Here is a 13537-nt window from a genome sequence, read left to right as displayed (position 1 = left end):
CCGGCCCCATTATCAAACGCCCGGAGCAGAGTGCCCCGGGCGCAATAGGTTCAGGTCGGATTAGTCAACCAGACCCAGTTCTTTATAGGCTTTGGCCGCGCCGTCATGCAGTGGTGCAGACAGACCATCCTTGACCATTTCTTCGGCCTTGAGGTTGGCGAACGCCGGGTGCAGCTGGCGGAAATCTTCGATGTTTTCCATTACGGATTTCGCAACAACATAAACCACGTTCTCAGGCACATTGGCCGATGTCACGAATGTCGCGCCAACGCCGAATGTTTCGGTGTCGCCATCGGTGCCCGCATACATGCCGCCGGGGATGGTGGCTTTGCGGTAGAACGGGTTATCAGCAACTAGTTTGTCGATCGCTTCGCCGGTGACCGACACCAGAACCGCATCACAGGTTGTGGTGGCTTCTTTGATCGCCGCCGCTGGGTGACCGATGGTGTAGATCATCGCGTCGATGTTGCCGTCACAAAGCTGCTTGGCCATTTCCGAGCCTTTGTACTCGGTCGCCAGTGCCAGATCGTCCATGGCGATGCCGTGGGCGCCCATGACAACTTCCATTGTCGCGCGCTGACCGGACCCGGGGTTACCAACGTTCACCCGCTTGCCCGCAAGGCTGGCGAAATCGGTGATGCCGCTGTCGGCACGTACGATCAAAGTGAAGGGCTCAGGGTGGACCGAGAACACGGCGCGCACTTCTGGGAACGGGTTGTCAGCAAACTTCGAGGTGCCGTTATAGGCGTGGTACTGCCAATCAGACTGCGCAACACCGAACTCAAGCTCCCCAGCTTTGATGGTGTTGATATTGTAGACCGACCCACCTGTGGACTCGACCGCGCAACGGATGCCGTGCTCTTTGCGCGACTTGTTCACCAGACGGCAGATCGCGCCACCTGTTGGATAGTAAACGCCAGTGACGCCGCCGGTTCCGATGGAAATGAATTCTTGAGCGGCTGCACCTGTGGTGAGGGTTGCGGATGCGACCAGTGCCGCCCCTGCCAGTTTCAGTTTGTTCATCATTATTATAGCTCCCTAATTGATGAGTGTATTTTCTTTTCAAAGAGGCACTAGCCTCCCCAAAACTCTCCAAGCTGTTGATGTCTCTGTTCAACATCCTTGATCTTTTGACTCGCCGAGTCGCCCGATTGCGCTACCAGCATAGCCACCATGGTTTCCAACAGCGAGAGTGTCGCCGCATAAGATGAGAAAAACTGCGGGCTCTCGGATGGAATGATAAAGGAATAATCGGCGAACTTATTTGCAGGGCAAGCGTGGCTATCGGTTATGATGACCGTTTCGGCCCCGGCTTTTTGGGCCATTTCCGCTGCCAGAACTGTTCGGCGTGTGTAGGGTGATTTTGTCACCGCCAGCAAAACATCGCCTTCGCCCAGGTCGCTTAGGGTTGGACCAAGAGAGGCCCCCATGCGCCCGGCAAGTTTCCAGTTCGAGTTAAAATAGTCGGCTAGATAGGCCAAATACTCGACGATTCCAGTCGATCCAAAGGCCCCAAGCAACACGACCTGCCGTGCGGAATGCAACGCATCTACCGCGTTTTGCAATCGGGTGCGGTTCACCGTCTCCGCCAGCTTCGCGATGTTGTTGATACAGGCGGCAAATTGGCGGTCTGGTATTGTGTCTTTTGAGGTCGGGTCTTGTTTGAGGCGTTCGGCACGCTCTGCAAAGGGGGTGCTGCGGGTTTCAACTGCGTTTCGGCAAAGATCGCGTAGGCTTTCGTAATCCGCAAATCCGAGGTTGCGCGCCAGACGCGATAAGGTTGCCGGCGACACACCGCTTTCGCCCGACACGGCCCGCAACGAGCGTGTCGCCACGGCCAATTGATTGGCCGCAACATAATCGGCAGCGTCTCTGAGCTTGGCACTCAGGTCGCTGTAATTTTCACCGATGCGATCCTCTAAACGACTCGTCAAACGTTCGAATCCCTCTCCCTTGACACGAACTTTTCATTTGTTTTACCACAAGTCAACAAGTGAAACGTTTGTTTCATGAGTCGTTTCCGACACGGGGGAAGATCGCGTTTTTGCGATGTGTTTCTCGTCGTTGTGCACCTGATACCGCCCCGAATGTCTGGGGTTTTCGCCTTAACTCAATGAGGTAAATACCGAATGAGCCACGTTTTTTCCCGCCACACCCAAAATCCACCACCCGTAGTGTCACATGGGGATGGGCCGTATTTGTATGACAAAGAGGGCAAGGCCTATTTGGATGGGTCTGGGGGCGCGGCCGTGTCGTGTTTGGGCCATTCTGACCCGCATGTCGCGACTGCGATTCGCGCCCAGATAGACAGAGTCGCCTTTGCCCATACCGGGTTTTTCACCTCGGATCCGGCCGAAGCATTGGCCGACAAATTGATACAGCATGCACCAGAGGGACTGGACCGGGTCTATTTCGTGTCAGGTGGGTCCGAGGCGGTGGAGGCGGCGTTGAAATTGGCGCGCCAATACTTCTTAGAAATCGGACAACCGAACCGCACCCGCATTATCGCGCGGCAACAAAGCTATCATGGCAACACGCTTGGCGCATTGGCAACCGGCGGCAACGCGTGGCGCCGCGAGCCCTTTGCGCCATTGTTGATGGAGGTTAGCCACGTCTCGGCCTGCTACGCTTATCGCGGGCAACATTGCGGCGAGACCGTGGCGGAGTATTGCGACCGTTTGATTGCCGAGCTGGAACATGAAATCGACAGGCATGGGGCCGGGACGATCATGGCCTTTGTTGCCGAACCGGTTGTCGGCGCAACCTTGGGCGCGGTGCCACCCGTCGCCAATTATTACAAACGTATCCGCGAGATTTGTGACCGACATGGCATTTTGTTAATCCTTGACGAGGTTATGTGCGGCATGGGGCGGACAGGGACGCTATTTGCCAGTGAACAAGATGGCATTAGCCCGGATATCTGTACCGTGGCCAAAGGGTTGGGGGCCGGATACCAACCGATCGGCGCGATGCTTTGCAGTGGCAAGATCTATGATGCCATTGCCCAAGGAAGCGGATTTTTCCAACATGGGCATACCTATATCGGCCATCCCGTCGCCTGCGCAGCAGCAGGGGCGGTGCTTGAACGGCTGATAGATCAGAGCGTTTTATCCAAGGTCACAGCCTTGGGCGATGGGCTGCGGGCCCGCCTTGAGGATCGATTTGGACAACACCCGCATGTTGGTGATATTCGTGGGCGCGGGTTATTCCTTGGGTTGGAATTGGTGAAAGACCGCGAAACCAAGGCCACCTTCGATCCGTCCCTTGGGGTCAATGCGCAACTCAAGAAAGCCACCTTTGCCAACGGGTTGATCTGCTACCCGATGGGCGGCACGGTTGATGGCCGCAACGGTGATCATGTTCTCTTGGCTCCGCCATTTATCTTGCAAGATGCCCAGCTGGATGAATTGGTCGACAAGCTGGACTTGGCCCTGCAATCAATTGATCTAGCGTGACAAATCCACCGTCTCCCCCTCGCTAATGCGGCGGGAGGCGGCGTTAAGCTGATCTCGTGAATAGCCTGCTGCGGTTTTGTAGCGTTTCAAAAATGCCTCACGTTCTTCGGGGCTTATGACGTCGTCGATATCATCAAAGACACCATCACACCGGCTCTGGACCATCTCCAAAAGCCCAAAAGGACCAGAGCCGCGATTGCGCAACACAAGCTCGCTCAATGGGGCGCAAAGCTCATCGTTAAAGGCGTTTAAAGCCGTTGGATTAAGCCCGTGATCAAGGAAATGCCGGGTCAAAATGCGGGCGTCCATAATGGCTTGGCTCGCACCATTTGACCCGGTTGGATACATTGGATGCGCGGCGTCACCCAACAATGCAACGGGGCCATCGACCCATGTCGGGATCGGGTCGCGGTCAATCATCGGATTTTCAAAGGCCTCTTTTGCCCCGCTGATCAACGTCGGAACATCTAGCCAATCATATCGGAAATGGTCGAAATGATGGACAAAGCTGTCGATCTCAACCGGGCGGAACCAGCTGTTGCGCTGTCGCTCTGACGCGGTATCGGTCACGGTTTCTGCAATCCAGTTGATGGTTGCCAACCCTGTTTCCGGGTCCGCCGGAGAAATCGGGTACATCACCATGCGCTGGCGGTGTGTCCCCAAGCCGATGAAGGACGCGCCGGTTCGAAAGGGTTTCGCCTGAGTGGTGCCGCGCCACATCAGCGTGCCGCCCCAATGGATGGGCGGCTGATCCGGGTGCATTTGGGCGCGAACAGTGGAATGAATGCCATCGGCCCCAATCAACACGGTTCCGGTTTCTTCCGCGACAACGCCATCGCGTGTTTCAACCGTCAGGGACACGGTGCTATCGCTGTTGATCTTGTAGGCCTTGGCCTTAACGCCCAGCCGAACACAGCGTCGCCCGGCGCGTTTGATCAACTCATCATAGAGCGCCATGTGAAACTGGCCTCGGTGCACCGAGTATTGAGGCCAGTCATAACCCGCTGCAAACCCACGTGGTTCGGCATGAATATCCTTGCCGTTTAACCCGACAAGCGCCCATTCCTTGAGATGAAGCCCGACCTTGGACAGCAGGCTTTCGCCCATGCCCATATCATCTAGCTCACGCACCGCATTGGGTTGCAGGTTGATGCCAACACCAAGCGGTTTCAACTCACGCGTGGATTCATAAATCCGGAACGGAACGCCGACCTCATGTAGCGACAGCGCCAATGCCAATCCACCAATGCCGCCCCCGGCGATCAAGACACGTGGTTGTTTCATTCTGGCTCTCCCGTCTTCTTTCGTGTCACTCAAATGCGGCCGCCGGGGCAGTGCAACCGGTTTTTCGCAATTGCGAAGATAATCGCGACTGGTATACCAAATCCAAACGTCGCAAGATTGCGTGCGAAAATGTGGGGGAGCAGCATGACACAGCTGAAATTTGCCAAAAGCCTGTCGCGGTTGGGCACGGAATCGGCCTTTATGGTTTTGGCGCGGGCCCAACAATTGGCCGCCCAAGGGCAGGACATCATCAACCTCGGCATTGGGCAGCCGGATTTTCAGACGCCGGATCATATCGTCGAGGCCGGAATCAAAGCGCTGCGCGATGGGCATCACGGCTATACACCGGCTAACGGATTGCCCGCACTGCGCGAGGCCGTGGCCGCCGATTTGCACCGCCGCCATGAAGTTGAGGTCAACCCTGACAATGTCGTTGTGGTGCCCGGCGGCAAGCCGACGATGTTCTTTGCGGTGATGATGTTCGGCCAACCCGACGCGGAAATCATGTACCCCAACCCCGGCTTTCCGATCTATGAAAGCGTGATCCGCTATTCCGGCGCGACGCCGGTTCCCATTGCCTTGAAAGAGGAAAATGGTTTTGCCTTTTCGGCTGACGAGGTGTTGGGCCAGATCACTGACAAGACCAGCCTGATCATTATCAACTCGCCCGCCAACCCGACCGGTGGGGTCACCCCGCGCGCCGAAATCGACAAACTTGTCAAAGGGCTAGAGGCGCATCCCAGCGTCGCGTTGATGTCGGATGAGATTTACTCCAACATGCTTTACGGCGGGCGTGAACACGTTAGCCTGCTGCAATATCCTGAAATTCGTGACCGTTTGATCATGCTGGATGGCTGGTCGAAAACCTATGCGATGACCGGTTGGCGCCTTGGCTATGCAGTGTGGCCGGATGCTTGTGTTGATCACGTCACGCGGCTTTGTATCAACGACCATTCTTGTGTGAATGCGGCAACCCAGTTCGCCGGGATCGCCGCACTAAATGGCCCCCAAGACGCGGTCCGGGATATGGTCGCCCAATTCGACAAACGTCGCCAAATCATCGTCGATGGGTTGAATGCCTTGCCCGGTGTGCGCTGCGCTGATGCGGCGGGGGCGTTTTATGCCTTCCCCAATATCGAGGGCACTGGGCTGACTGCAAAACAGGCGCAAGACAAGTTTCTGGACGAGGCCGGTGTGGCCACGGTTGCAGGCACGTCCTTTGGCGCTTGGGGCGAGGGGTATCTGCGCTTTTCCTACGCCAATTCCGCCGAAAATATCACCGAAGCGCTGTCGCGCATTTCCAAACTGCTCTGAGGAGGCACCATGACCAACGTATTGCTATTGGGGGCGGGGTTCACTGCCGAAGAACGGGCTCGTTTGGACGGGGCGTTTGACACGGTTGCGGCGATGAAAGCCGATGAAGTCTCCGCAATCGACGCATCCACGCGGGCGGGCATCACCGCGCTGGCGTTCAAAGGGCATATGCCGCTGGGGGCCGAGATCATGGACCAGATGCCCAATCTTGGTGTGATCGCCAATTTCGGTGTTGGCTATGATGCCATCGACGTCACCGCCGCTTCGGCGCGTGGTATCAAAGTGACCAACACACCGGACGTTTTGAACGACGATGTCGCCGATTTGGCCGTGGCAATGTTGCTGGCGCAATCGCGAAACATGATCGTCGGCGAGGCGCGGGCGCGGTCGGGCCTTTGGGCTAAGGAAGGAGAGCTTCCCTTGAACCGCAAAGCGTCTGGGTCGACTGTCGGGATCGTCGGCTTGGGGCGCATTGGTCGCGAAATCGCCGACCGTTTGGCGGCGTTCAAGATGGACATTCACTATAGCTCACGCTCTCAAAAAGACACGCCGGGCTGGACCTATCATTCTGATGTGGTGTCTCTGGCGGCGGCGGTCGATTTTCTGGTGATCGCTCTTGTTGGTGGCAAAGAGACCGAAAAACATGTTTCGGCCGAGGCGATTGCCGCGCTTGGCCCACGGGGTGTTGTCATCAACATCTCGCGCGGCACAACGGTGGACGAAGCGGCGCTTTTGGACGCTTTGGAAAGCGGAGCGATAGCCGGGGCGGGGCTTGATGTGTTCCTGAATGAACCCAATATCGACCCGCGCTTTGCCGCGCTTGATAACGTGGTTCTCCAACCGCATCAGGGGTCGGGCACCGTGGAAACCCGCACCGCCATGGCCATGTTACAACACGATAATATCGCGGCGTTTTTGGCAGGCGATGCGCTGCTGACCCCGGTGAACTAAAAAAATAGCGAACTAAAGAAACCGGGCGGTTCCTTGGTCAGTTGACGTAAGTCTCCAAGGTGCCGCCACCGATCAAGTGATCCAGAAGTTTTTCACGCCCATAGGGGCCGAGCTTGTTGAGCATATGAAGCTCGGCATCACTTAGCTCGCGCCGCGTGTACCCGTGCCGCGCAAGGCAATTGTCGACGGCACCGGCCTCACCACGTTTGCGAATATTCTGTTGGTTCGAGGCAACGACGATTGGGCCAACGAGAATACTGCCAAAGGCTGTCCCAGCGACATAATTGGCCGCCACAGCCGCGTTGCCGCCGCTATAGGCGTAGGAAGAACAGCTCTCGAGAGCGGCTTTCGCCTCGGCAAGGCTGGCGCTTTCGTGTTGGGGAATGGAGGGGCCGGGGGGCTGGGCACAGCCTGCGATACTCAACAAACAGGTGCCGATAAGGGCCTTGGCGAAAACCTGCGCCGCACTCAATCTCAAAGTCATAAACTCACCTCATAAAAGGGTCTTGCCCCGGGGTATTTCCCAAATTTTGTAACCAGTTACTGGCTTATCGGGCGGGGCAAGTTTCTCGTCAATCCAAGGCTCTGAACAATGTGATCTTTTGTGCTTTTCAGGTTGGTCTAGCTGAAATGGCCCATCCTCGCGAAAACCTCCCCGCAATACTCGATAAGGGGCTCGGCCAAGGCGCTGGGCCTTGGATCGGCGCGATAGGCCATCACAATTGGCGTCGGAGGGAGATCGTCGCGCAGTTTGATCGGGACAACCCGGTTACCGTCATAGGTGTCATTTGACGCCGGGCGCATCGACAAAATGGACACGCCCAAGCCCTGAGCGACGCTACATCGGACCGATTCAATCGAGGCCGATCGAAAGGCTATCTGCGGTCTGATCCCATGTTTTGCAAAAATTGCATAAAAATACTCTCGGCTTTGCGGGGCATCGAAAAGAATGAAATCCTCGCCTTTCAACTCGGTCAGCGATGCAGGGTGGCGGCGATCAAGCCGATGGCCCGGAGGCACGATTAGATAGGGTTCGGCAGCGGCCAGCGTGTGCCACGCAAGGTGGCCGGGGTCCAAGCCAAGATCATAGAGGATCGCGAGGTCAAGCTCATTGGCGACAAGCGCGTCGGTCAAGTCATGTTGCAGCATTTCGCACACCTCCAACACAACGCCGGGCGCGCGGTTTTTGTATCCGCGAACAATCTGGGCCAAGCAAAACGGCGCAAGGGATTGAAAACAGCCCAACCTGATCGTGCCGCTGCGGTTTTCGGCAATGGATGTCACGGCTTGTTCTACCTGCGCCGCCGAAGCCAAAAGGGTTTCAACATGGCGCAAAAACTCTGCTCCATGCGGAGTAAGCTCCATGCCCCGCGCATGAAGACGTCGGAACAGAATCAACCCGGTCATATCCTCAAGCTTGCGGATCGCCTGTGCTATCGCGGGCTGCGAAATGCCAAGGATCTCTGCCGCAGAGGCAATGCCCCCAGTTTTGGCGACGGCGCGAAAATATTGACATTGGCGCAGGGTGATTTTCATCAAGACACTTTCTGGAGTGATTTTTCTTTCCTAATAGGCTGGATAATACAATTTTTTCCGATCTTAAATCTCGATTATCACTGGGATGACGCCAACACAAAGGACAGGCCATGCATTTCCCTGAGATCGTGAACCTAACGACCTATCCAATCGCCGACCCGGACTTTCGCGCCGCCTGCAAGGCTGAATATGATGCGACCGGCATTCTAAGCATGCCGGGTTTTGTCACGCCAAAGGCGATCAAGACCATTCACGACGAAGGCCACGCCAACGAAGACAGAGTCTTTGCGACCACCGCCCAGCATACGGTTTACCTCAGCGCGCCGGACCCCGACTTTGCCCCAGACCATCCGCGCAACCGGTTGGTGACCTCATCCAAGGGATGTATCACCGATGATCTGATGCCGGCGGACTCTGCGCTTCGGACGCTCTATAACGCTGATGATTTTCGCGGCTTCCTCTGTGAGGTGTTGGGCGAGCAGGCGCTTTATGAATACGCCGATCCGCTTTCGTCGATCAACTTGCACTTTGCGAAAACCGGCCAGGAACTTGGGTGGCATTTTGACAACTCTTCCTTTGCGATCACGCTTATGGTGCAAGCACCGGAACAGGGCGGACAGTTTGAATATGTCAGCGATGTGCGCGACGCTGATGGGGGCGAGATGGGCTTTGACACGGTTGGCGACATTCTGGATGGCAAGGCCGAGGTCAACACGGTGACTGCCGAGGCCGGAACATTGGTGTTTTTCCGTGGCCGTAACTCGATCCACCGGGTCGCGCCAAACGACGGCGCGCGCACCCGTATGTTGGCGGTCTTGGCCTATAATACCGAACCGGGCGTGTCCCTGTCGCCAGAGGCCCGCATGACATTTTACGGTCGTACCGAGTAACGGAATAAGGGGCTCGGGTTAGACCGAGCCACCATCGACGAAAAAGTTGCCGCCAGTACACATGGCGGCATCATCAGAGGCCAAAAACAGCACCATGCGCGCCACGTACACCGGGTCAATGGCGTCGGGCAGGCATTGGTTTTTGAGATGATCGGCAAGCCCTTCGGGGGTCACCCAAAGCTCTTTTTGGCGCTCGGTCATGATCCAGCCGGGCACCACAGTGTTGACGCGAATGCGCGCATCGCCCAAATCCCGCGCCATGGTGCGCGACAACCCATGTACGGCGGCTTTGGCGGTGGCATAGGCGGGGAAATTGCCCACCGATTCCCACCATGAATTTGACCCCATGTTGATGATCGAACCGGCCCCTGCGGCGACCATGGCCGGGGCAACGGCCTGCATCGCAAAGAACATGTGTTTGAGGTTGGTTTGCTGACGCTCATCCCAATACTCTGGGGTCACCTCGCGCCAATCATGACGATCATCGCGCGCCGCATTGTTCACCAGAACCTGCGCATCGCCAAGGCGCGTCGCAAGATTGGCAAAAGCGGCTTTCAAACTGTCGATGTCGCGCAAGTCACACGCCTCAAAGGCCACATCGCCGCCAAGTTTCGCCGCCAAAGCCTCGCCACCGGCGACATCCTTGTCAACAAAGCCAACCTTGGCCCCCTGGGCGGCAAAAGCCGACACGATCTCCGCCCCAATCCCCGAGGCCCCGCCGGTGATAAATACGGTTTTATCTTTCAAGCACGGGTAGTTGGCAAAGTTGCTCATGGCGTGGCCTTTCACGATTGCGGCGCGTCGTCTTCTAGGTAGATACGGATGTTGTCTTCGAAACTGTCATCGGGTTCAAGGCCAAGCGCAAGTCCGCGATCGGTGCGAATATCCATGTGCCAACCCTTAAGAATGCCTTCGATTTCTGGCTGCTTTTGCCATGTGATCCGGGTGGCGGCGGCGGGTCCGGCGACATTGGTCATCGCCTCGATCATCTGACCAATCGACCACACCTTACCCGGCATGGTCATACAGCGGTTTTGCCCCAAATCGGCGGCCTGTAACTCGGCCCCTTTGATCAGGTTTTCGATGCATTTGCGCGGGGAAAGATAGAGCTGTTTAAAATCAGGTTCGACCGGGCAATTGGCGGCCTCCCCGTTCAAAGGTTCGCGAAAAATCGACGACATAAAACTGCTGGCGGCGCGGTTGGGTTTGCCGGGGCGCACGGTGATCGTCGGAAGGCGAAAGCCACGCCCATCAATCAACCCACGGCGCGAATAATCGGTGACGAGATATTCGCCGATCATCTTTTGCGCGCCATAGCTGGTTTGCGGATTGGGCAGGCTAAAGTCGTTGAACGGCTGCGGCGTGTCTCCACCAAAGACCGCGATGGACGAGGTAAAGACCACAACGGGGCAGGTCCCAAGCGCGCGGCAGCGTTCCAAGACGTTCAGAACACCCATCATGTTGGCGCTTAACCCGGCATCGAGATCCTCTTCGGCATGGGCCGAGACCACGGCCGCCAAAAGGTAAATCACATCCGTTTCGGCGTCGATACAATCGGCAACTGAAGCCGGATTAGAAATGTCACAAGGTTGATAGTGAACGGGAAATGGGGCCTCGATCGGCTTGGGGTCGACAATATCGGCCAAAACCATTTGATCGATTGATTTGCCGCGAAGCTCCTGCCGCTTGGCCAGTTTTAGTGCCAGTTTACGGCCAAGAAACCCGCCGCCGCCCAATATCAATACCTTCATAACGCCTATCCTTTGCCAAAAATATCAGGGGCCAGCGCGCCGCGCCGTTGAATGACCTGTGCTGCCAATTCCGAAGCTTCCTTGGTGGCCTCTGCCGCTGTGGCCCCTTGGACCAAAGTCACGAGGAACCCACCGGCAAAGCTGTCACCGGCGGCGGTGCTGTCGACCACCTTGGCCACTGCGGCTGGGGTCACAAGGCTTTCGCCAACGCCGTCCGCCCAAACATGGCATGTATCGGGGCCGTTTTTGACCGCGATCACCTTGGCCCCAACATTGCGATACCGGGTGATGGTGTCCGCCTGGGATTTATCGCCAAAACAGGCCTCTTCTTCGTCAAAGCTTGGCAACACCACATCCGACACTGACGCCCCAAGGAGCAAACCGTCGCGCATCGCCTGTTCGCTTTCCCAGAGTTTGGGGCGCAGATTGGTGTCAAAGGCCACCAAAGCCCCAGCGGCACGAGCACGGGTCAGGGCGCGGGCCAAAACCTCGCGTTTTTCCGGCGACAGGATGGCCAAGGTAATGCCAGAGAACTGGATCACCTGACGGTCGGCCAGAATACTATCAAGCCACGCCTCGTCATCCGCCAATAGCCGTGCTGCCGCCTCACCCCGCCAATAGGAGAAGCTGCGCTCACCATCCTTGAGTTGGATCGAATACAAGCCCACCGTGCGCTCAGACACCCGACGCACGGTCGAGGTATCAACGCCGTGATCCTCCATATAGGCCAGCATTCCATCGGATGCCGCATCCTCTCCGACCACGGTGCCATATTGCACAACCCAGTCATCGCCAAGCAATTGCCGCGCATACCAAGCACAATTGAACGTATCCCCGGCATAGCCCATGCGGTAAAGCCCGTCCGACGTCGGGGCCAGCTCGACCATACATTCTCCGAGGCACAAAAAGCGTTTCATATCAGGTGTTTTCCGTCGTTCAGTGTTGGTTGGTAGCGGGCAAAATTTTGCCCGGATTCAAAATGCCCTTTGGGTCCAATGCGGTCTTGATGGCGCGCATATAGGCAAGGGCGGGGCCATGTTCGGCGTGCATATAGGCGGTTTTGCCCATGCCGATCCCATGTTCACCGCTGACTGTCCCACCAAGGCGCAGGGCGCTGTCGTTCAGAATGCCGACAAAGGCTTTGGCAGTTTTCATTTCCTCGGCGTCCGATGTGTCAACGTTCAGCCCACAGTGGTAATTACCGTCGCCGACGTGCCCGACAATGGCACAGCTAAGTCCCATGTCGCGGGCCTTGTCTTGGGCTTCGACAATGGCTTCGGCAAGTTTCGAAATCGGTACACAGACGTCGGTCGAAATGATGCCTTTGCCGGGGGCCAGCGCCTTGTTGGCATGGTGGGCATTGTGGCGCATGGTCCAAAGCTTGTTGCGGTCTTCGGTCTTTTCGGCGTGTTCAAACCCGGTTGCGCCAAAGTCTTCGGCGATTTCACCGAACAACGCCGCCTGTTCGGCCACCGCGCTTGGTGTACCGTGAAATTCAACAAAGAGATGCGGCTTTTCCGGAAGGCCCGCGTCGCTATAGACGTTGAACCCGCGCACCATCAATTCGTCGATCAATTCGATCCGCGCCATCGGTAGGCCGCTTTGAATCGTCAGGATTACACAGTTGACCGCCTCTTCGACGCTCTCAAATCGACAGGTCGCTGCCGAGGCCGCCTCGGGGATGCCCTGAAGTTTCAGGGTCAACTCGGTGATGATGCCAAGCGTGCCTTCGGAGCCAATCAAAAGGTGGGTCAGATCATAACCGGTCGAGGATTTGCGCGCCTGTGATCCGGTGCGGATGATCGTGCCATCCGCCATCACCGCCTCAAGCGCCAAAACACTATCAGCCATGGTGCCATAGCGCACCGCCGTGGTGCCCGAGGCCCGCGTCGCCGCCATGCCACCAAGCGAGGCATTGGCACCGGGATCAAGCGGGAAAAACAGGCCGGTGGCACGCAGCTCTTCGTTCAACTCAATCCGCGTTAACCCCGGTTGCACAACCACATTCAGATCTTCGTCATTTACGTTCAAAAGCTTGTTCATGCGGCTGGTATCAAGGCTGATGCCGCCTTTGGTGGCCAAATGTTGCCCTTCTAGCGAACTTGCCGCGCCATAGGGCGTCACAGGGCAGTCATGCGCCGCACAGATTTTGACAATTTCCGAGACCTCTTGCGTGGTTTCGGGATAGGCCACTGCATCCGGAAGCAAGGTCGGGTGATAGCTTTCGTTTTGACCATGAAGGTCACGATCGGCCTGACTAGAGACCAGTCGGTCACCCAAAAGGGATTTCAGCTCGGCAATCGCGGTGTCATGGGGCATAGTCTGGTCCTGCAAAAAATCTATTGCCTGTGAGTTC

The 13537-nt window shown here is 56.9% G+C and carries 13 protein-coding genes; 4 read left to right on the top strand and 9 right to left on the bottom strand.

The window, feature by feature from the left end; genetic code table 11:
• Positions 1-60: 60 nt before the first annotated feature.
• Together Q1A43_RS11770 and Q1A43_RS11765 are read right to left on the bottom strand one after the other, a co-directional pair.
• Positions 61-1026 (bottom strand): TAXI family TRAP transporter solute-binding subunit, encoded by a 966-nt coding sequence (locus Q1A43_RS11770; protein ID WP_299935319.1) that lies wholly within the window; start codon positions 1024-1026, stop codon positions 61-63.
• A 47-nt stretch (positions 1027-1073) separates the two neighbouring features.
• A complete protein-coding gene (locus tag Q1A43_RS11765; RefSeq protein ID WP_299935317.1) occupies positions 1074-1934 on the bottom strand; it encodes a MurR/RpiR family transcriptional regulator in 861 nt (286 codons plus the stop codon).
• Between the two features lie 195 nt (positions 1935-2129).
• Between Q1A43_RS11765 and Q1A43_RS11760 the strand changes: the two genes are divergently transcribed.
• Entirely contained in the window at positions 2130-3455 is a 1326-nt protein-coding gene (locus Q1A43_RS11760) for an aspartate aminotransferase family protein (protein ID WP_299935315.1), read from the top strand.
• Here Q1A43_RS11760 and Q1A43_RS11755 read toward each other — a convergent pair.
• The gene (locus Q1A43_RS11755) at positions 3447-4739 is read right to left on the bottom strand and encodes a flavin-dependent oxidoreductase (RefSeq protein ID WP_299935313.1); all 1293 of its coding nucleotides are present in this window, start codon (positions 4737-4739) and stop codon (positions 3447-3449) included. The genes Q1A43_RS11760 and Q1A43_RS11755 overlap by 9 nt on opposite strands.
• A 144-nt stretch (positions 4740-4883) precedes the next feature.
• On the opposite strand from Q1A43_RS11755, the gene Q1A43_RS11750 reads away from it, so the two are divergent.
• A complete protein-coding gene (locus Q1A43_RS11750) occupies positions 4884-6053 on the top strand; it encodes a pyridoxal phosphate-dependent aminotransferase (RefSeq protein ID WP_299935311.1) in 1170 nt (389 codons plus the stop codon).
• Between the two features lie 9 nt (positions 6054-6062).
• Entirely contained in the window at positions 6063-7004 is a 942-nt protein-coding gene (locus Q1A43_RS11745) for a 2-hydroxyacid dehydrogenase (RefSeq protein ID WP_299925763.1), read from the top strand.
• Between the two features lie 37 nt (positions 7005-7041).
• On the opposite strand, the gene Q1A43_RS11740 is transcribed toward Q1A43_RS11745, so the two are convergent.
• A complete protein-coding gene (locus tag Q1A43_RS11740; protein ID WP_299935308.1) occupies positions 7042-7488 on the bottom strand; it encodes a hypothetical protein in 447 nt (148 codons plus the stop codon).
• A 137-nt stretch (positions 7489-7625) separates the two neighbouring features.
• A complete protein-coding gene (locus Q1A43_RS11735) occupies positions 7626-8540 on the bottom strand; it encodes a LysR family transcriptional regulator (protein ID WP_299935305.1) in 915 nt (304 codons plus the stop codon).
• Between the two features lie 110 nt (positions 8541-8650).
• Between Q1A43_RS11735 and Q1A43_RS11730 the strand changes: the two genes are divergently transcribed.
• Entirely contained in the window at positions 8651-9430 is a 780-nt protein-coding gene (locus tag Q1A43_RS11730; RefSeq protein ID WP_299935302.1) for a 2OG-Fe(II) oxygenase, read from the top strand.
• Between the two features lie 18 nt (positions 9431-9448).
• On the opposite strand, the gene Q1A43_RS11725 is transcribed toward Q1A43_RS11730, so the two are convergent.
• From Q1A43_RS11725 to Q1A43_RS11710, 4 genes are read right to left on the bottom strand one after another with little or no spacing between them, the layout of a single operon-like run.
• Positions 9449-10204, bottom strand: a complete 756-nt coding sequence (locus Q1A43_RS11725) for an SDR family oxidoreductase (protein ID WP_299935301.1) — start codon at positions 10202-10204, stop codon at positions 9449-9451.
• 11 nt (positions 10205-10215) lie between these two features.
• Complete coding sequence (gene denD, locus Q1A43_RS11720; protein ID WP_299935298.1) at positions 10216-11181, bottom strand: D-erythronate dehydrogenase; 966 nt, start codon at positions 11179-11181, stop codon at positions 10216-10218.
• A gap of 5 nt (positions 11182-11186) precedes the next feature.
• Positions 11187-12098, bottom strand: a complete 912-nt coding sequence (locus Q1A43_RS11715) for a sugar kinase (RefSeq protein ID WP_299935295.1) — start codon at positions 12096-12098, stop codon at positions 11187-11189.
• Between the two features lie 19 nt (positions 12099-12117).
• A complete protein-coding gene (locus tag Q1A43_RS11710) occupies positions 12118-13500 on the bottom strand; it encodes an FAD-linked oxidase C-terminal domain-containing protein (protein WP_299935293.1) in 1383 nt (460 codons plus the stop codon).
• Positions 13501-13537: the final 37 nt, after the last annotated feature.

The organism is uncultured Pelagimonas sp. (assembly GCF_947498515.1).
GTDB lineage: Bacteria > Pseudomonadota > Alphaproteobacteria > Rhodobacterales > Rhodobacteraceae > Pelagimonas.
Note: the sequence above shows the minus strand (reverse complement) of the source record. Positions and strands in the feature narration are given on the sequence as shown.

Bases quoted from the DNA above. Each gene is read 5' to 3' on its own strand.
- Q1A43_RS11770 (WP_299935319.1), bottom strand. From the start codon at position 1,026: ATGATGAACAAACTGAAACTGGCAGGGGCGGCACTGGTCGCATCCGCA.
- Q1A43_RS11760 (WP_299935315.1), top strand. From the start codon at position 2,130: ATGAGCCACGTTTTTTCCCGCCACACCCAAAATCCACCACCCGTAGTG.
- Q1A43_RS11755 (WP_299935313.1), bottom strand. From the start codon at position 4,739: ATGAAACAACCACGTGTCTTGATCGCCGGGGGCGGCATTGGTGGATTG.
- Q1A43_RS11750 (WP_299935311.1), top strand. From the start codon at position 4,884: ATGACACAGCTGAAATTTGCCAAAAGCCTGTCGCGGTTGGGCACGGAA.
- Q1A43_RS11745 (WP_299925763.1), top strand. From the start codon at position 6,063: ATGACCAACGTATTGCTATTGGGGGCGGGGTTCACTGCCGAAGAACGG.
- Q1A43_RS11740 (WP_299935308.1), bottom strand. From the start codon at position 7,488: ATGACTTTGAGATTGAGTGCGGCGCAGGTTTTCGCCAAGGCCCTTATC.
- Q1A43_RS11735 (WP_299935305.1), bottom strand. From the start codon at position 8,540: ATGAAAATCACCCTGCGCCAATGTCAATATTTTCGCGCCGTCGCCAAA.
- Q1A43_RS11730 (WP_299935302.1), top strand. From the start codon at position 8,651: ATGCATTTCCCTGAGATCGTGAACCTAACGACCTATCCAATCGCCGAC.
- Q1A43_RS11725 (WP_299935301.1), bottom strand. From the start codon at position 10,204: ATGAGCAACTTTGCCAACTACCCGTGCTTGAAAGATAAAACCGTATTT.
- denD (WP_299935298.1), bottom strand. From the start codon at position 11,181: ATGAAGGTATTGATATTGGGCGGCGGCGGGTTTCTTGGCCGTAAACTG.
- Q1A43_RS11715 (WP_299935295.1), bottom strand. From the start codon at position 12,098: ATGAAACGCTTTTTGTGCCTCGGAGAATGTATGGTCGAGCTGGCCCCG.
- Q1A43_RS11710 (WP_299935293.1), bottom strand. From the start codon at position 13,500: ATGCCCCATGACACCGCGATTGCCGAGCTGAAATCCCTTTTGGGTGAC.